Here is an 18,611-nt window from a genome sequence, read left to right as displayed (position 1 = left end):
ATATATATAATGAAACGAATAATTATAGCAGCTTTGGCAATATCGTTAGGACTGACGTCGTGCGATGACCTGCTCGACTTGGAGCCGAAAAGCCTGATTTCACAGGTTGATTACTTCAAAACGGAAACCGACCTGCAGCTTTTCACTAACTCTTTCTATAACAACCTGTTAGACAAGTCGCCATACGACGACCAAAGTGACGTATATATACAGCAGAATCTCTCCGACGAGATGATGGGTGGCACCAAGCGCACTGTGCCCGCTTCGGGTGGCGGATGGACATGGACCGACCTGCGTAAGATGAACACACTGTTGGCTTATGCCGACCAGTGCTCTGACAAGAATGCCGTGGTGAAATATACCGCATTGACACGGTTCTTCCGTGCATTCTTCTACTTTGAGAAGGTGAAACGATTCGGTGATGTGCCTTGGTATGACACCGAACAGGGTTCGGATGACGAGGCTCTCTACAATCCTCGCGATTCACGAGAGCTCGTCATGACACACATGATTGAAGATATTGACTATGCCATTGAAAATCTGCCCACCGACAAGGAGGAGAAGAGCGCACCATATCGTGTCACCAAATGGGCTGCCATGGCACTGAAGGCACAGTTCTGCCTCTACGAGGGCACCTACCGCAAATACCACAATTTGAATCTGGAGGGTCATGATTATTCATACTACCTCGAACAGGCAGCTGACGCGGCTGAAGAGCTGATGACAAAAGGCCCGTACAAGCTATATACCACAGGACATCCCGAAAGCGACTACCTGAATCTCTTCGCCGAGGAGGATGCCAATCCCGATGAGTATATACTCGCAATCAAGTTTGACTACGGACTATCCATCTATCACAACGCCACGGCTCACGCCTTGTTGGCAACACAGGGACGCCCGGGACTGACACGCAAGATGGTGAACACCTATCTGATGAAAGACGGTACCGCATTCACCGACAAGGCTGGATGGCAGGAGATGACATTCATCGACGAGGTGAAAGACCGCGACCCGCGCTTGGCTCAGAGCATACGCACTCCGGGATATCATCGTATTGGCAAGACCGAGGTGCTTGCCCCCGATCTCTCTATCAGTGTCACAGGCTATCAGCCTATTAAGTTTGTACAGGACCCCACTGCTTCGGGTGGCAATGTTGACCGCAACGACCGTTCCACCTGCGACCTTCCAGTGTATCGTTATGCCGAGGTGCTCCTCAACTATGCCGAGGCAAAGGCTGAATTAGGAACATTGACACAGGATGACCTCAACAAATCTGTCAACGTGATACGCAAGCGTGTCGGAATGCCCGATCTCAACTTGGCAAATGCCAACGCCCATCCTGACAGATACCTCTCTTCGGAGGAAACAGGCTATCCCAACGTCACTGGCGGCAACAAGGGCGTAATACTTGAAATACGCCGCGAGCGCACTATCGAACTCATGCAGGAAGGTTTCCGCTTCGACGACCTCGTGCGCTGGAAGGCAGGAAGCTGCATCAACCAGTCGCTCATGGGAATGTATTTCCCCGGTGCCGGACAGTATGACCTCACTGGCGACGGAAAGGCCGACGTGGTGCTCTACGACAAGGGAACGGCAAAGCCTGAGACCGCATCCGGCACTCAGGTGTATGAAATAGGAAAAGAACTCATCTTGTCGTCCGACAACAAGGGTTACATCTACTATCACAAGAATATCCCCCGCACCAATTTCTCGGAGGAAAGAGACTATCTTTATCCTATTCCAATCAACGAGCGCTCGCTCAATCACAACTTGACGCAGAACCCCGGTTGGGATGATGGACTTTCATTTTAATACATAAAAATATGAAACGTATAAATTATATAATGACACTGGCCCTGTTGCTGTCAATGAACCTTCTGTGGAGTTGCAGCGACGATGAAAGCACGCTTTCCAAGGCCGTATTGACAAGTGCCAAGGCTTTGAACTTCGAGGCTAACGGCGCGTCAGAGAAGATAATCACCGTGTATGCAGATGCCGATTGGGTTACCGAGGCTCCCGAATGGGTGACTGTGACTCCAGCCTCCGGCACTGGCACAATGGATGTCACGATTTCAGTAACCGACAATATGCGCGATGGCGCTATCGACAATCCTCGTGAGGAAGCCTTGGTGTTCAAGGGCGCAACCTTGGCCAGCAGGGCAGAGGTGATTATCACACAGGATGGTGACAAATATCGCGACTGCAAGGAATACAAGCTCAGTGAGATTGCCTCTCTTGACGACAAGACGGTTGTCACAATAAATGACATCATCGTAAGTGCTGTCACTTCAGATGGTTTCGTCGCTTCCGACGCACAAAGCAATGCCAACATCTTGTTTAAGAGCAATCAGACGGTAAGGATTGGCGACAAGGTTTCGGTGAAGGGCAGCAAGACTTCTGACACTCAGAAGCTCGCCTTGGTTGAGTGTGACGAGGTGACAGTGTCTTCTACAGGCAATGTCGTTGCTTATCCCACTGTCACCGACATCACCGCCAAGGTTGACTCTTACAATTCCACCTCACGCGACTATATCTCGGTGAGCGGAGTGCTCGACGGCAACAACATCATTGTCGATGGTGCAGAGAATGAAGTGTCTGTCATCGATGCTTCAGCCTCGCTTGATTTGGCTTCGATCAATGGACATAAGGTGACTGTCACTGGTTTCTTCGCCGGTGTGGCTGCTCCTGCCCTTAGATTATTGGCTGCTACGGTTCAGGACAACGGTGTGTATGAGGTAATATATTTCTCTGATGATTTCGAGTGGCTGCAGCCATGGTCTGACAACAGTGGTGCAGGACAGACTGTAGAGAACGACGGCAGCGGTACTGCTCCCCAGATTTATGCAGCTGCCAACGAGGCTGGCGAGCTGGCTTCAGACGCCCTCGAAGCTCGTGGCTACACACTGGAGGAAATACCTGGTCACGCCATCTATCTGCAGAAGAACTATCTGAAGTTTGGCAAGACTGACTATCAGGCTGGTCTCACACTGCCAGCCTTGACCGATGTGCCTGAGAACACCAAACTGACCCTCTCGTTTGACTGGGCTCCGATGGTGGGTAGCACTCGCAAGTTCGACCCTGTTAAGTTGATTGTATCAATCACAAATGGCAGTCAGACGGTTGAACTCGATCCTATAGATCACAATTTTGTGAACGAGGTAGATAAGTTGGAGTGGCTACATGCCGACGTGGATATTGATGCATCTTTGGTTACCAAGGACACCCGCATCAGCATCAAGTCTGATGGTTGGGGTGACACCAAGGCCACAACAGGTAGCAGTGTCTATCGCCGTTGGTTTATTGACAACATCAAGGTGGTGAAGAGTAAGTAAGTCAATTTTTTGCAAGATAGATAAGTTAAGGAAGTTAAGGGAGTTAACTTCCTTAACTTTTTTAATTCCTTTAACTCCATAAGGTTTGCATTGATAAAAATTAATACGTACATTTGCAAGCAATTTCTTAATTACTCAACATAGTATCATGGCGGTTCAAGCAAGATGTACATCGGACGCCATGTTGACGGAGGTAATCTTGCTTGGAATATTCCCATAGGGTCAGTCTGCCTCTGACCCTAGTATAGCTTATCCTTTAGATAGTGGCCGGTGATGCTTTCCTTGCATCCGCTAACCACTTCCGGCGTGCCGCACACTACCACATTGCCACCGGCATCGCCTCCGTCGGGTCCCATGTCGATGATGTGGTCGGCACATTTTATCACGTCCATGTTGTGTTCAATTATTAATATGGTGTGACCGCGTTCTATGAGTGCTGCGAATGACTTCAGCAGACGGTTGATGTCGTGGAAGTGAAGTCCGGTGGTGGGCTCGTCGAAGATGAACATCGTGGGCACCTGCTTCTCCTGACCTATGAAGTAGGCGAGTTTCACACGCTGGTTCTCGCCTCCGGAAAGGGTGGAGGAGCTTTGTCCGAGACGTATGTATCCGAGTCCTACGTCGTATAGCGGCATGAGTCGCTTGGCTATGAGTGATTGTCCGTGGGTGGTGAAGAACTCGATGGCTTCGCTTATGGTCATGTCGAGAATGTCGCTGATGTTTTTGCCGTGGAACCTCACTTCGAGAATGTCGTGCTTGAAACGCTTGCCGTGGCATGCCTCGCAGGGGAGCACTATGTCGGCCATGAACTGCATCTCCACGGTTATCTCGCCAGCACCCTTACATTCCTCGCATCGCCCGCCGTCGGTGTTGAACGAGAAGAACTGAGGGGTGAATCCCATCTGTTTCGCCAATGGCTGTTCGGCCATGAGGTCTCTTATGGCATCGTATGCCTTTACGTAAGTGGCTGGGTTTGAGCGTGAACTCTTTCCTATCGGGTTTTGGTCTACAAACTCAACATGCTTTATTGCGGTGATGTCGCCACTTAGCTTGCTGTATTCTCCAGGAGTGTCGCACACCTCGCCTATGTGACGTTTAAGGGCGGGGTAGAGTATTCCCTTGATGAGGCTTGACTTTCCCGAACCGCTCACTCCAGTCACCACGGTCATCACGTTGAGCGGAATCTCCACGTTTATGCCTTTGAGGTTGTTCATGCGTGCTCCTTCAATCACTATGCGTCGGTTCCATCTCCTGCGGCCTGTGGGCAGTGGGATGGAAAGCTCTTCGGAAAGGTAGCGCAGGGTGTATGACGGATGCGGGGTGGGGGAGGAGAGTGTGGCGGCTGGCGTCAGTGGTCCTTCGTACACTATCTCTCCACCGAGCCGTCCGGCGTCGGGACCCACGTCGATGAGGTAGTCGGCCTGTCGTATTATGTCTTCGTCGTGTTCCACCACGATGACCGTGTTTCCAATGTCGCGCAGTTTTTTCAGTACGGCAATGAGCTTGTCGGTGTCGCGGCTGTGGAGCCCGATGCTTGGCTCGTCGAGAATATAGAGCGAGCCGACGAGGCTGCTGCCGAGCGACGTGGTGAGGTTGATGCGCTGGCTCTCGCCTCCGCTGAGCGAGTTTGAGAGGCGGTTGAGGGGGAGGTAGCCGAGTCCCACGTCGAGCAGGAACTGAAGTCGGTTGCTGATTTCCACGAGCAGTCGTTTCGCCACCTGTGCGTCGTGGTCGTTGAGCTGGAGGTTGTCAAACCATTGTTTCAGCTTCACTATTGGCATTTCCACAATGTCAGATATGCTTCGACCTCCAATCTTCACGTAGTCGGCCTCCGGCTTCAGTCGTGTGCCGTGGCAGCGTGGACAGGTGGTCTTGCCGCGGTATCGGCTGAGCATGACGCGGTATTGGATTTTATATTGGTTTTCGCGCACCATCTCGAAGAAGGTGTCGATGCAAATGCGGTTTCTTGGCGTTTTGTGCTTTTCTGAAGGCAGGCCGTGCCACAGCCAGTCTTTCTGTTCGCGGGTGAGGTTGTAGTATGGCTCGAAAATGGGGAAGTTGTCGGCTGCAGCCCTTCGGCAGAATTCCTCTCTCCATTCTTTCATCTTTTCCCCGTTCCAGCATACGGCACATCCGTCGTATACGCTGAGCGACGGGTTTGGCACCACAAGGTGTTCGTCTATGCCCATCACCTTTCCGAATCCCTGGCATTCAGGGCAAGCCCCTGCTGGAGAGTTGAATGAGAACATATTGTCGTTGGGCTCTTCAAACTCCATTCCGTCGCATTCGAACCGTGTGGAGAAGTCGTAGCTGAGCATTGATGGCATGAACATGATGCGGCAGACGCCCTTGCCCTCATAGAAGGCGGTCTCCACGGAGTCTACAAGACGTGACACCCCGTCTTTCGACATGTCCACCGACATGCGGTCTACTGCAATGTATATGTCGTTGGCCACGTTGTCGCCACAGGTTTCGAGATAGTCGTCGATGCGTTTGAAGTCGCTGTCGACAAAGATGCGTGCATAGCCTTGCAGCATGGCGGCCCGCAACTGTTCTGCAGCCGTTCGTCCTGCTGAACATATCAGTGGAGCCATGACGACAAACTTTGTGCCTTGCGAATACTGGCTGACGCACTGTATGATGTCTTCAGTGGAATGTTTCTTCACCTCGTTTCCGCTTATGGGCGAGTAGGTGTGACCCGCGCGGGCGAAGAGCATGCGCAGGTAGTCGTAGATTTCTGTCGAAGTGCCCACGGTGGATCTTGGGTTACGGCTGGTCACCTTTTGTTCTATGGCAATGGCCGGTGGTATGCCCTTTATATAGTCGCATTCAGGTTTGTTCATTCGCCCGAGAAACTGTCTGGCGTATGCCGACAGGCTCTCCACATATCTTCGTTGTCCTTCGGCATATAGGGTGTCGAAAGCCAGCGAGGACTTGCCGGAGCCGCTGACACCGGCAATCACTATAAACTTGTTGCGCGGTATGTTAAGTGACACATTCTTGAGGTTGTTCACCTTCGCGCCTTTTATTTCGATGTATTTGTTCATTGCGTCATTGTTATCAGATTATCCTCCCCACCTGATACACCACAGCCGACAGTATCCATGCCAATGTGGTGGTGTAGAGAGCTGAGAAGAGGGCCCAGCGCCATGAGCCGCTTTCGTTCTTTATTGCCACCATTGTTGCGAGGCAGGGGAGGTAGAGCAGGATGAAGATGAGGAAAGAGAAGGCCACGAGAGGCGTGATGCCGTCGGCTTCCATGTGCTGACGCATACGGTCGTATTTCGTGGCGTCGTCGGCATGGTCGTCTTCCTGGTCGCCATAAAGCACTCCCATGGTGGATGCCACAATTTCCTTTGCTCCGATACCCGACATCAGGGCCACGTCGAGTTTCCAGTCGAAGCCTTGTGCACGGAAGATGGGTTCCACCGCCTTGCCAAACTGTCCGATGTAGCTCTGCTCCTTTTGTTCTCGTGGCGAGAGGTCAGGATTGTGGGGGAAATATCCCAAGGCCCATACTATTACGCTTGCCACGAGTATGATGCCTCCCATCTTTTTAAGATACTGCTTGCCTTTCTCCCATGTGTGTCGGAAGATGGCGTTGGCACTGGGGAAGCGGTATGGAGGCAGTTCCATCACAAACGGTGTGTCGTCGCCTTTCACGAGCCATCGGCTGAAGATGCGGCTCATCACCACTGCCATTGCTATGCCTATGATATAGAGTGAAATCATAACCAAGCTTTGGTATTGGGCGGCGAAGAATGTGCCTGTAATCATGATGTAAATGGGCAGTCGGGCCGAACAGCTCATCATTGGCAGTATGAGCATGGTGATGAGTCTCGACCGCCGGCTTTCGATGGTGCGTGTTGCCATGACGGCAGGGACGTTGCATCCGAAACCCATGATGAGCGGTATGAACGACTTGCCGTGCAGTCCCATTTTGTGCATCAGGCGGTCCATGATGAATGCCGCTCTCGACATGTAGCCGGAGTCTTCCATAAAGGAGATGAAGGCATAGAGTATGAGTATCTGCGGCAGGAAGACGATGACCGAGCCCACTCCGCCAATCACGCCGTCGGCCAAAAGGTCCTTGAGCATTCCGTCGGGCATGGTCGTGGTCACTAATTCCGACAGGGCTCCTATGCCTGCCTCTATCCAGTCCATGGGGTATTGTCCAAGAGAGAATGTGGTTTGGAACATAAGGAAGAGTATGGCGAAGAACACGGGGTAGCCGATGTATCTGTTGGTGATGATGCCGTCGATGATATGTGTCACCTGGTAAGTGTCCTGCTGTTTGCCTTTCTTGTAGCCAGCCTCGTGAAGGGCTCCGTGAATGAGTCCGTATTTGGCGTCCATGATGGCTGTTTCGGAGTCTTCCTTCAGTTCTTCCTTTATGCGTGCCGCCTCGCGGTTGCGTATGTCGATGATGGTTTGGGCGTTAGGAAGTTGTTCCACCACCTTTTCCGTCTCGCTGTCCATTTCCAGTAGTTTTATGGAGAGGTAGCGGGTGGAATACTTATATCTTATCTGTTCGTCGTTTTTCAGTTCAGCCTTAATGGCCTCGATGCTTTGTTCGATACATGTGCCGTGGTTGAGGTGAACATGCCGGAACACACTGTCGCGCGGTTTTTCTCCGTGGGCGAAGTCTTCGCCGTGGTTGCTGCCGTGGTGTCCCTCGTATTTGCTGTGCCAGTTTTGTATGTCTCTTGCCACTTCGGGGTTGATGTTTCCTTTCTTGTCGATGAAGTCCACTCCCTCATACATATTTATAATAATGTGGAAGAGCAGGTCGACGCCTTGTCCGGTTTTGAACACCGTGGGCACCATTGGCACACCAAACAGCTGTCCGAGCTTTCGGTAGTCGAGTTGGTCGCCACGTTCCTCAAACTCGTCGTACATGTTAAGTGCGCAAATCATGCGCAGGTGCATGTCAACGAGTTGTGTGGTAAGATAAAGGTTGCGTTCGATGTTGCTTGCATCGAGCACGTTGAGCACCACGTCGGGAGTCTGGTCGATTATTTGCCGTCTTACGTAAAGTTCCTCTGGAGAATATGCCGACAGGGAATAGGTGCCGGGAAGGTCGATGATGTTGAAGTCGTAGCCCTCAAAAGATGCATATCCTTCTGTGGCGTCCACGGTCACTCCCGAGTAGTTGCCTACGCGTTCGTGAGCCCCTGACGCGAAGTTGAACAACGAAGTCTTGCCGCAATTAGGATTGCCGACGAGAGCCACGTTGATGGTGCGTCGTTTTCTCAAAGCCACTTCATGAAGTCTTTCGTCGGTCATGGGAGCGTCATCAGCCACGTCGTCCCTGACATATTCAGATATATAATCGTTGTTGTCCCTATATGTCTTTTCGAGTCTTTTGGCTTCTTCGAGTGATATGACCTCAATCATTTCCGCCTCCTTGTGTCTTAGCGATACCTCGTAGCCCATGAGTTGGTATTTCACAGGGTCGTGGAGTGGGGCGTTAAGCAGCACCTTCACCACCTTTCCTTTTATGAATCCCATTTCGACGATGCGCTTTCTGAATCCGCCGTGTCCGAGTACTTTCACTATAACACCTTTCTCGCCGGTATTTAATTCTGATAATTTCATTATTTCCGCATTTTTGCTGCAAAATTAAGGAATAGAATCGAAAAGAGGTAATGAAATTTATGTTTTTTGCAGAAAAAGGCCGATAAATGTACTTTTTTGGAAAAAAAAGGAATAAAAATTTGGTAGAAAAGAAAAAAGTTCGTACCTTTGCACCCGCAAACAAAACAATGGTACCTTGGCCGATCGGTTAGGTAACGGTCTGCAAAACCGTGTAGAGCAGTTCGACTCTGCTAGGTACCTCAAATGAAAGCCGGAAATGCTCCTAGCGTTTCCGGTTTCACTTTTTTATATTGAAAATTGAAGGTTGAAGTTTTTTTTCCTATTCGATTAAACCATTTTCTTTGGTGTTCGTCTTACAATTAAACATCTGAAAAAATAATAAAACAATAAATAAATTTATGAAAAGAATTGCCCTCACACTCTTTAGTGTAATTATCGCGATGGTTGCCATGGCACAGCGCCAGGTGACAGGAACGGCAGTGGAAAACGACACTCAGGAACCGCTTCCGGCTGCCACAGTGAAACTGATGAAGACAGACAGCACACTTGTGAAAGGCGTGCTCACAAGCAGCAACGGTACTTTCAAGATTAAAGCACCGGCTAACGGAAAATATATCCTCAGGATAACGTGTGTGGGATTCAAAAACTACACAAAAAACATCACAGTGAGCGGAGACAAGGACGTGGCACTCGGCAAGGTGAACCTAAAGTCAGACGCTATTATGCTCAAAGGAGCCACTGTCACAGCCAACGTGGCAAAGGTGCAGGCAAAAGGTGACACCCTGGAATATAATGCCGCCGCTTACCGCACTCCGGAAGGATCGGTGATAGAGGAACTGGTGAAGAGACTGCCTGGCGTGACAGTTGACGACACCGGAAAAATTACCCATAATGGTAAGGAGGTGAAGAAAATTCTTGTAGACGGAAAGGAGTTTATGACCGGCGACACAAAGACTGCCATGAAAAACCTGCCTACCTATATTATAGAAAAGGTGAAGGCTTACGACGAGAAGAGCGACCTGGCTAGAGTGTCGGGCATCGACGACGGAGAAGAGCAGACCGTGCTCGACTTCACCGTGAAGAGAGGAATGAACAAGGGCGTTTTCTCTAATGTAGACCTCGCTGCAGGTACACGCGACCGCTATTCTGCAAGGGGTATGGGAGCCCTGTTCCAGGACGACACAAAGATAATGGCTTTCGGCAACGCCAATAATACCAACGACATGGGATTTCCAGGCGGTGGAGGAGGCGGACGATTCGGTGGAGCACGCAACGGACTCAACTCTTCAAAAATGCTTGGAGGAAACTTCAACTACGAACTCGAGGACAAGCTGAAGCTTAACGGTAGCCTTCGCTGGAACCATAGCGACGGCGACGTGATGTCGAAAAACGCTTCGGAGAATTTCGTTAGCGACAAGTCTTCATTCTCAAACAGCCTTAACCAAAGCTACAGCCGAGGCGACAGCTGGAACGCACGCATGCGAATAGAATGGATGCCAGACTCAATGACCAACATCCTCTTCCGCCCTACCTTCTCTTTCTCCAAGAACGACGGAACGTCAAACAATATGTCGGCTACATTCAGCGACGACCCTTACAGCTATGTGACAAATCCGCTCTCGACCGATGGCTTGAAGGAATTGGCAGAAAAGGGACTGGCAGTGAACACACAGAAGAGCAGCGGCATATCATACAGCGAGACAAAAAGGGTAGGAGGTACACTGCAGATAAACCGTAAACTCAGCGACAACGGCAGAAACATCACCTTAAAGGGAACGGCAAACTACTCCGAGGGAGAGAGCAACAACCTCTCTACGTCAAACGTGCATCTATACCAGATAAAAGACGCATTGGGCAACGACTCTACATACCAGACCAACCGCTATAGCTTCACTCCTACAAAAAACTGGGACTACATGGCGGAGGCCACTTACAGCGAGCCGATATTCAAGGCTACATACCTGCAGTTCAGATACAGCTTCCAGTACAAGTACTCAAAGAGCGACCGTAAGACATACGACTTCAGCAATATCGGTGAGGACTTCTTCAACGGACTGTCGCCAGAGTACAGAATGTGGGACGGATACCTCGGAAAGCTGACAAACCCGCTCGACAGCTACTACGACGTAGACCTCAGCCGCTACTCAGAATACAAAAACTACATCAACAACTTCGAGTTGATACTCCGCGTGGTGAGAAAGGCATACAACCTCAACCTCGGAGTGAAACTCGTGCCACAGAAGACGAAGTTTATTCAGAACTATCAGGGTGTGTATACTGACACGGTGAGAAACGTGACCAACATCACACCTACAGCCGACCTGAAATGGAAGATTTCGAAGGTGAGCGAACTTAGGTTCAACTACCGCGGAAGCACATCGCAGCCAAGCATGACAGACCTGCTCGACATCGTGGACGACAGCAACCCTCTGAACATCACCATGGGTAACCCCGGACTGAAACCATCGTTCAGCAACAACCTTATGTTGTTCTACAACAACTACATACAGAGATACCAGAGAGCCGTGGCTGCCAACGTGTTCTTCAACACCACAAGCAACTCTGTGAGCCGTATGGTGACATATAACCCCGAGACCGGTGGACAGATAAGCCGTCCGGAAAACATCAACGGAAACTGGGACTTCAGGTCTGGCTTCATGTTCAACACCGCCCTCGACTCCCTTGGCCTGTTTTATGTAAACACCATGACCGACTTCGGCTACACTCACAACGTGAGCTACCTGAACCTCGACCGCTCGGCTACGGCCATGAAGAACGCCGTTAATACGACAAACGTCAGCGAGCGTCTGGCTCTCGGACTGCGCAACTCATGGTTGGAGTTTGAGCTGAACGGATCGCTCAACTACACCCATGCCCGCAACAAGCTCCAGCCTATGTCAAATCTCGACACATGGCAGTTCACTTACGGATTCAACACCAACGTACAGTTGCCTTGGGGCACAACATTCGCCACCGACCTGTCGATGAACAGTCGTCGTGGTTTCAGCGACGCCTCTATGAACACCAACGAGCTGATATGGAACATGCAGCTCTCGCAGAGCTTCCTTCGCGGCAAGCCACTCACCATTTCGGTGCAGTTCTACGACTTGCTGAAGCAGCAGAGCAATATCTCGCGTACCATCAACTCTATGATGAGAAGCGACACGGAGTATAACTCAGTGAACAACTACGTTATGGTACACGCCATCTATCGCCTGAACCTCTTCGGAGGCAAGCAAGCTCGTGAGAATATGAGAAATTCCCGTGGCAACGGTGGTCCTGGAATGCCTCCAGGTGGCTTCGGCGGCCGTGGCGGCTTCGGAGGCTTCGGTGGAGGCAGACCGCCAAGGTTCTAAGTAATCATACTCAACTTTCGGAAGTTATTTTAAACCACAGAGTTTAAGAGATATAGAGTATTTATACTAATGAAAGAGGGTGAATGCCAAGGCATTTAGAGCTTATAGAGAGCTGCGCATCATGTTTGCCGCATGGAAACTCTGTGTCCTCTGTCGCTTGCGACCTTCTCTATAAAACCACAAATCTCTTTTTCTCTTTATCTCTGTGGTTTAAATAAAACCCTTATACATTGGGATTTATCACTTCAGAAACTTGAGTAATCATATAGCATCAAATTTCTCTATCAGTTTTTTACGGTATTGCCGCCCTACCTTCACGTAGTCGATATTATCGAACGGAGGGTAGAAGCGGCAAAAACCGTTTTCTACCTCCATAAGATAATTGATGTTGATGATGTGTTTCTGGCTCACTTGGGTGAAACAAGGGTCGATAGACTGGATGGTCATGTTGTTGGCATTGCGCTTCAGGGCGATAGGTACAGGATAGCCCGAGATCACAACCTCCCAAAGGCGCGACTCGTGGGAATACTGAAACAGACAGATATTCTTTATGCGTACAACCTTGAAATCGAGCACATTGGTATGGAGAAGCAGTTTGTCGTCTTGGTTCTTCCTTATCAACGTCTCGTCGAGACAATCGTCCATAATCACCACTTCCTCCTCCAGGCGCTTTATCACAATGTCGAGTTCCTCGTAGTTCAGAGGCTTAAGCAGGAAGTCGAAGGCGAGATTGCGAAATGAAGGCAGCATGTATTTGTCGTAGGCTGAATACATCACCACCTTGCATCGGTTGTCGGTCAGTGTCATGATTTTCTCTATAGCCTCTATTCCGTCGATGTCAGGCAGTTCGACATCAAGGAACACCACTACCGGTTTCACTTCCTCAATAAGTTTCAGTCCCTCCTCGCCGGTGCCGGCAATACCTTCAATGGTGAACGCCTTGTTTCTTTTCAGTCGTGCCGCCAGTATCTTTATGGCTTTAGGCTCGTCGTCAATTATAATGGTTTTCATTGTAGTATAGTTGTTATTGGTTGATGATCTTGATGTTTTTCGGCACAACGATAGTGGCCCTGCAACCGCATATCGTGTTGTCGTCGGCGTGCAGGTTCTTCACTTCGAACCGCATGTGGGAGTGCTTTTTGTTACGCCTGTTTATGGCGAGTATGGTCTGCGTAATAATCTTCAGGCCGTTGTGGCTTCTTGTATCGTTGTTCCTGCATGCGTCAAATCCTTTGCCGTTGTCTTCCACTGCGATGTATGTCTCATTATCATTGTTTTGCATGATGTTGACGGTGAGCCGTTTCTCGCCTTTTATCTGTTTCAGTCCGTGTTTGAATGAGTTTTCCACGAGTATTTGTATGAACATCGATGGTATCATGGTGCACGATGTGTCTACTTTTGGTGAGATGTTGAGTGTGAACACCAGTTCTCCCTCTATGAGCGACCTTTGCAGCTCTACATATTGTTTTACGAAGTCAATCTCGTCGTCTATTGAGACGAAGAGGTTGGAAGCGAGGTCGAGGTTGAGCCTTATGAGTTTTGAGAGGTTCACAAGTTTGCAATTCCGGGCAATGTCGTGTTTGTTTTCGTCTGTTTCTATTTCCGTGTTCAGGATGTTGTATATGAAGTGAGGTGAAATCCTGTTGCGTGCGTTTTCTAGTTTCAGTTTCAGCAGGTTCATCTCGTTTGCCGTCTGCTTTCGCCTGTTGTAGAGTATGATGCAGAGCATAATGGTACATAGCAGAATGAATATCACCATGGCATAGCTGAAGTCCTCTATGGTTTCGTTATGTTCTTGCACCTCGAGCTGGTGGTGCATGCGCAGGGTGTCTTCCGTAAGCCGTTGCATTATCTCTATTGTGCGCATGTTCATCTTGTTGTGCAGCAGGCTGTCGTTTTCGGCAAGGCGGTTGTTCACATTCTCGTATGCCTTTCGGTAGTCACCTGTAATGACATAATATTTCTCGAGATATTTGCTTCTAATGTCTTTTATCGACTGCTCAATTTCTTCCGTGAAATGTTCCGAGGCGAGTATTCGTCCCGCCTCAGCCTTTTGTCCGTTTCTTAAGGCTAAGCCTATCCTTATGGTGTTTATGTAGTAGATGGCTGGTTCCACTTTGTTGGCCCTGAAGAAGGTGTCCACGCTGTTTACGTATATTGACGCACTGTCATCCTGATGGAGGTTGAGAAACACGTCGGCCATGTTGAGTTTGCACAGGTACATCTCAAACGACTCGGAGGCATTGATGCTTTCTAGATGCTTTTTCAGTCGCCTGAACATCTTTATGGCGTTGGCATGGTCGCCCTTGTAGTAGTAGAGGTTTCCGAAATTGTTGAGATAGTACGACTGCATGTTAGGCTCCAGGGCGTCTATCTGTCTTTCTGTCTGCTTGTAGTATCTCTCCGCAGTGGCATAGTCGCCCATTTGTGTGTAAATGCGGGCAATGCCCATGTTGAGCGACACGGTTTGTTCGGCGGGCAGTTCCAGTGAGTCGGCAAGCACGAGCGATTTTCTGTACCATCGTGCTGCCTGTGGCATGTTGTCCACATAGGTGTAGGCGTCTGCAAGGTTGGCAGCTATGTCAGGAGCCTTCTGTATGTTGTCGCTTTTCATTATGCGGTGGTACGACTCAGTGTAGAGGTCGATGGCCTTTTGGTTTTCCCTACGTTGTATGTGGTAATAATTAGCTTCGAGTGAAAGCGAGTGGGCGAGCAGGCTGTTGGAACGTAGGGTGGGGGGCAGCGTCCTTGCGAAGCTCTGTAAGCGTAAGGCATAGTGTAGCACAGAGTCTAACTGGTTTTCCAGTTGAAACCTCACAGCCTTCATCGTTTCTATCTCGTAGCGGTCGATGTCTATCTGGCAGACGTTCAGGAGGCTATCGCAAACGTGATGGTAGTTGAACGATGTAGAACGAAGTGAGTCGTGAAGTAGGTTTAGCCTTTCTTCTTGCTTTTGGCTGCGGCGGTCGGTGTCGTTCCCCGAGCATCCCAAGGCAAGAAAGGCAATAATCATGGCAGGCAATGTATATAGTTTCATCGTTTCAAAATTATTTATTGGTAATCGGAATTGTATGATAATCGTGTGCAAATATACAAATGAAAACTGACAAAACGCAAAAATATTGCTGAAAAATCTTGCAAGAGATAAAAAAAAACGCATTTCTGGCGATAATTCCAATTTTTATGTGTAATTTTGTAGCCGAAAACAGAAATTCATATTACATTTATGGTACATAATATATTTAAAGGGTTAGGTATAGCCCTTATCACACCTTTTTGCGAGGATGGCTCAGTAGACTATCCCACGCTCGTGAAACTTGTGGAGTTTCAGCTAAAAAACGGCGCAGACTTCTTCTGCATTCTTGCCACTACAGGCGAAACTCCTTGTCTTACCGCAGAGGAAAAGAAAAACATTAAGGACACAGTGGTGTCTACAGTACATGGCCGTGTGCCTATCCTCATGGGTTGTGGCGGCAACAATACGGCCGCGGTGGTAGAAGAACTGAAAAACGGCGACTTCAGCGGCATCGACGGAGTTCTCAGCGTGTGTCCCTACTACAACAAGCCGTCGCAGGAAGGTCTTTACCAGCATTTCAAGGCCATTGCGGCTGCCACGAAGCTCCCTGTGGTATTGTATAACGTGCCTGGACGTACGGGAGTGAACCTTGCGGCAGCCACCACCGTGCGCCTTGCCAAGGACTGCGAGAACATCGTGGCCATAAAGGAGGCGAGCGGCAACCTGGAGCAGGTGGACGAGATAATAAAGAACAAGCCAGCGTCGTTTGACGTAATCAGTGGCGACGATGCCCTTACGTTCCCGATGATTTCATGTGGAGCGGTGGGAGTAATCAGTGTGATAGGCAACGCCCTACCCCGTGAGTTCTCCCGCATGATACGTCTTGAGTTCAAGGGAGAGTATGAAGGAGCCCGAAAGATTCATCATCGCTTCACCGACCTCTTCAGTCTTCTCTTTGTCGATGGCAACCCAGCCGGCGTGAAGTGTGTGTTGAGTGAGATGGGCATGATAAAGAACATCCTCCGCCTGCCCCTTGTGCCCACCCGCGTTACTACCATGCAGCGCATCAGTGAACTGCTGAAGGAGTTGAAGATATAAGAATATTTTTAAGGAGAGAGAGAAATAAAAAACGCGCGGTAACAGTTTTTATGTTGCCGCGCGTTTTCCGTTCAAAGCATTTTTACGATTATTACTTCACAACCTTAACAGTAGTTCCGTCGTTCTTTCTTACGATATTGAATCCTTTATCTCCGATAAATGTTAGTTTCGGTCGCTTCTTGTCCATTTTTACCGTATTTTGTAGACCAGAGAGGGTAGGGGATAAATGTGGGAGGTGGGTGCTATGACTTTAGCTTTGAGTGCTCCAGAGTGGTTCGTCATGCCAGTTGCCTGAGGGAAAGCCTAATGCACGGAGGTCAACCTCAGGGTATTCGGCGAAGAGTGACTGCATCTTGGAGAGCATGTCATTGCCTGGAGATATGATGTCGAGGAAGTACTTGATGATGCACATATTGAAGTATATACGAAGTTGGTCGGTAGGCAAAGTAATCCAAGGACGAAGAAACTGATTTGGCATAGTGGCTCGAATGGTGTATGCTTTGTTCCATACACGAGCGTGGTGGCAACAAGCATTTCTGGTCAGAGTGACAATTGTCATCCATGACTCGAATGGTGCTATCTGCAAGTTGAAGGACTGAGATATGCGCTTCTTGATCTTCTTGTTCTTTATGTTGGAGTAGATGTTCGTAATCACTCCCAAAGGCAGTATCTCCGAGAGCATCCATGCTGGAGGATATGGGTCTGAATAGGTCTCCTTGAAATGAGTGATGAACTCCTCCTTGGAGTGGTTCAGCTCATCATCTATGAGATGTAGGGTCTTGTTGAATTTCACAGGATTGGAGAAATTGCTTGGGTTGGTCATCCAAAATGTATCGCCGGTAACCTCACATCCATGCTTGACAATAGCACTGCGCACTGCCACTTCTATCTTTTCTATCTCGTTGAAAAGGAGGAGACGGAGTTTCTTGTCGAAACGATACAACATCATGACCTTATCAAATGTGGAACCCTTTTTGTAGATGTGCTGTTCTTTTGGGGTGCACAAGAGAGGGTACATATAGGCAGACAAACGATAATAACCGATGTGGGTAAGGTAATGCTGAGCCTTGCTTTCATCGGTTATGGACAATCCTCTTGACTGAAGCAAAGCTATTAGACTGCTTTCTTCTGTATATGACTTGCTATACGGTATTTTTGTTGTCATGGCTAATAAAAAAACGACCCGCTCATTTGAGCTTCAAGAAATCTCTTCCTCCTTCGCACCTCGGCAATGTTCAAACAAGTTTGACATTGCTCTCGGTTTGTCGTCGGTTGAGCATCGTTGAGAGGCTTGGCGGGTTCTAGTGCTGCAAAGGTAAGGCTTTTATTTGAGATGTGCAAGGATTTTGAGGGGAAAGTGCGGAATTGGAGGTGATATTTAACAGATGTTGGGTGTTTCGAGATGCAAAATGCGGCATCTGCAAACCAAAGTGGGTCCCTCTGACCCATGGTATCGGACTTACATAAAGTAAAGTCCCTACAGCGGCGAGCGTTGCGCAGCCTCTTTACTTTTTAGGCGGGGTGTGGGCGAGTCACCCACACTCCTATTACCAAGACATTAAGCACTCGCGAAAACAAATGTGTTTTCCTTCTCGTGGGTAACCACAATCTCGATGTCGTTCTCAAACTTCAGCTTCTCCATCAGGCAGCTGAACGCCACGCGAGAGCTGACGAGGACATTCTTTTCGGCAGAACCTACGAGGATGCAGCCGCGAGTATGTCCCGGAATGTTACCCGTGTGGATTTGGATGTCCTTGAAGTGCGGCACATTCTTCAGCCACGGCACATCCTTGCCTGCCCTTGGCGACCAACCCACCTTCACCTTGTATCGTCCTTCGGGAATGGCGGTCTTGCCGGCCACCTTCTTTTCCTTGCTCCAGTCGATGCAGTGCGGCTCGAGTGTGTCGCAGAAATAGCCTGTTCCCTCCAAATATAGCTTGCCGAGAGTCCTGTCCTTGGCAAACACCTTTCTAACCAATGTCATTTTCATAATGGTATGCCTTTAAAATTAAACTGAAAACTGAAAAACTGAAATAATATTATTTAAGTTTCGCATGTGATAATTCTCTATGTATAAGGGTTTTATTTAAACCACAGAGTTAAAGAGAAAAAGAGATTTGTGGTTTTATAGAGAAGGTCGCAAGCGACAGAGGACACAGAGTTTCCATGCGGCAAACATGATGCGCAGCTCTCTATGAGCTCTAAATGCCT

Annotated in this window: 10 protein-coding genes and 1 tRNA gene; 5 read left to right on the top strand and 6 right to left on the bottom strand. The window is 49.1% G+C overall.

The window, feature by feature from the left end:
* The first annotated feature begins 9 nt into the window (after positions 1-9).
* Positions 10-1,812, top strand: a complete 1,803-nt coding sequence (locus CIK98_RS10290) for a RagB/SusD family nutrient uptake outer membrane protein (protein ID WP_094384150.1) — start codon at positions 10-12, stop codon at positions 1,810-1,812.
* A gap of 11 nt (positions 1,813-1,823) precedes the next feature.
* Positions 1,824-3,332, top strand: a complete 1,509-nt coding sequence (locus CIK98_RS10285; RefSeq protein WP_253249696.1) for a BACON domain-containing protein — start codon at positions 1,824-1,826, stop codon at positions 3,330-3,332.
* A 239-nt stretch (positions 3,333-3,571) separates the two neighbouring features.
* On the opposite strand, the gene uvrA is transcribed toward CIK98_RS10285, so the two are convergent.
* The gene (gene uvrA / locus CIK98_RS10280) at positions 3,572-6,379 is read right to left on the bottom strand and encodes an excinuclease ABC subunit UvrA (protein ID WP_094384149.1); all 2,808 of its coding nucleotides are present in this window, start codon (positions 6,377-6,379) and stop codon (positions 3,572-3,574) included.
* Between the two features lie 13 nt (positions 6,380-6,392).
* The gene (gene feoB / locus CIK98_RS10275) at positions 6,393-8,930 is read right to left on the bottom strand and encodes a ferrous iron transport protein B (protein ID WP_094384148.1); all 2,538 of its coding nucleotides are present in this window, start codon (positions 8,928-8,930) and stop codon (positions 6,393-6,395) included.
* A 169-nt stretch (positions 8,931-9,099) separates the two neighbouring features.
* Here feoB and CIK98_RS18175 point away from each other — a divergent pair.
* Positions 9,100-9,170 (top strand) — tRNA-Cys (locus CIK98_RS18175).
* A 158-nt stretch (positions 9,171-9,328) separates the two neighbouring features.
* Positions 9,329-12,286 carry a TonB-dependent receptor gene (locus CIK98_RS10270; RefSeq protein WP_094384147.1) on the top strand — a complete coding sequence of 986 codons (2,958 nt, stop codon included), beginning with the start codon at positions 9,329-9,331 and terminating at the stop codon, positions 12,284-12,286.
* 261 nt (positions 12,287-12,547) lie between these two features.
* On the opposite strand, the gene CIK98_RS10265 is transcribed toward CIK98_RS10270, so the two are convergent.
* Together CIK98_RS10265 and CIK98_RS10260 are read right to left on the bottom strand one after the other, a co-directional pair.
* A complete protein-coding gene (locus CIK98_RS10265) occupies positions 12,548-13,297 on the bottom strand; it encodes a LytTR family DNA-binding domain-containing protein (RefSeq protein WP_094384146.1) in 750 nt (249 codons plus the stop codon).
* A 13-nt stretch (positions 13,298-13,310) separates the two neighbouring features.
* Entirely contained in the window at positions 13,311-15,323 is a 2,013-nt protein-coding gene (locus CIK98_RS10260; RefSeq protein WP_172409898.1) for a tetratricopeptide repeat protein, read from the bottom strand.
* A 189-nt stretch (positions 15,324-15,512) separates the two neighbouring features.
* On the opposite strand from CIK98_RS10260, the gene dapA reads away from it, so the two are divergent.
* Positions 15,513-16,400 carry a 4-hydroxy-tetrahydrodipicolinate synthase gene (gene dapA / locus CIK98_RS10255; RefSeq protein ID WP_094384144.1) on the top strand — a complete coding sequence of 296 codons (888 nt, stop codon included), beginning with the start codon at positions 15,513-15,515 and terminating at the stop codon, positions 16,398-16,400.
* 250 nt (positions 16,401-16,650) lie between these two features.
* Here the strand turns inward: dapA and CIK98_RS10250 are convergent, their stop codons facing one another.
* Together CIK98_RS10250 and CIK98_RS10240 are read right to left on the bottom strand one after the other, a co-directional pair.
* Entirely contained in the window at positions 16,651-17,565 is a 915-nt protein-coding gene (locus CIK98_RS10250; RefSeq protein WP_094384143.1) for an Abi family protein, read from the bottom strand.
* 393 nt (positions 17,566-17,958) lie between these two features.
* Positions 17,959-18,390 (bottom strand): DUF5675 family protein, encoded by a 432-nt coding sequence (locus CIK98_RS10240; RefSeq protein ID WP_094384141.1) that lies wholly within the window; start codon positions 18,388-18,390, stop codon positions 17,959-17,961.
* Positions 18,391-18,611 lie beyond the last annotated feature (221 nt).

Source organism: Prevotella sp. P2-180, from assembly GCF_002251435.1.
Classification (GTDB): Bacteria; Bacteroidota; Bacteroidia; order Bacteroidales; family Bacteroidaceae; genus Prevotella.
Note: the sequence above shows the minus strand (reverse complement) of the source record. Positions and strands in the feature narration are given on the sequence as shown.

Bases quoted from the DNA above. Each gene is read 5' to 3' on its own strand.
- CIK98_RS10290 (WP_094384150.1), top strand. From the start codon at position 10: ATGAAACGAATAATTATAGCAGCTTTGGCAATATCGTTAGGACTGACG.
- CIK98_RS10285 (WP_253249696.1), top strand. From the start codon at position 1,824: ATGAAACGTATAAATTATATAATGACACTGGCCCTGTTGCTGTCAATG.
- uvrA (WP_094384149.1), bottom strand. From the start codon at position 6,379: ATGAACAAATACATCGAAATAAAAGGCGCGAAGGTGAACAACCTCAAG.
- feoB (WP_094384148.1), bottom strand. From the start codon at position 8,930: ATGAAATTATCAGAATTAAATACCGGCGAGAAAGGTGTTATAGTGAAA.
- CIK98_RS10270 (WP_094384147.1), top strand. From the start codon at position 9,329: ATGAAAAGAATTGCCCTCACACTCTTTAGTGTAATTATCGCGATGGTT.
- CIK98_RS10265 (WP_094384146.1), bottom strand. From the start codon at position 13,297: ATGAAAACCATTATAATTGACGACGAGCCTAAAGCCATAAAGATACTG.
- CIK98_RS10260 (WP_172409898.1), bottom strand. From the start codon at position 15,323: ATGAAACTATATACATTGCCTGCCATGATTATTGCCTTTCTTGCCTTG.
- dapA (WP_094384144.1), top strand. From the start codon at position 15,513: ATGGTACATAATATATTTAAAGGGTTAGGTATAGCCCTTATCACACCT.
- CIK98_RS10250 (WP_094384143.1), bottom strand. From the start codon at position 17,565: ATGACAACAAAAATACCGTATAGCAAGTCATATACAGAAGAAAGCAGT.
- CIK98_RS10240 (WP_094384141.1), bottom strand. From the start codon at position 18,390: ATGAAAATGACATTGGTTAGAAAGGTGTTTGCCAAGGACAGGACTCTC.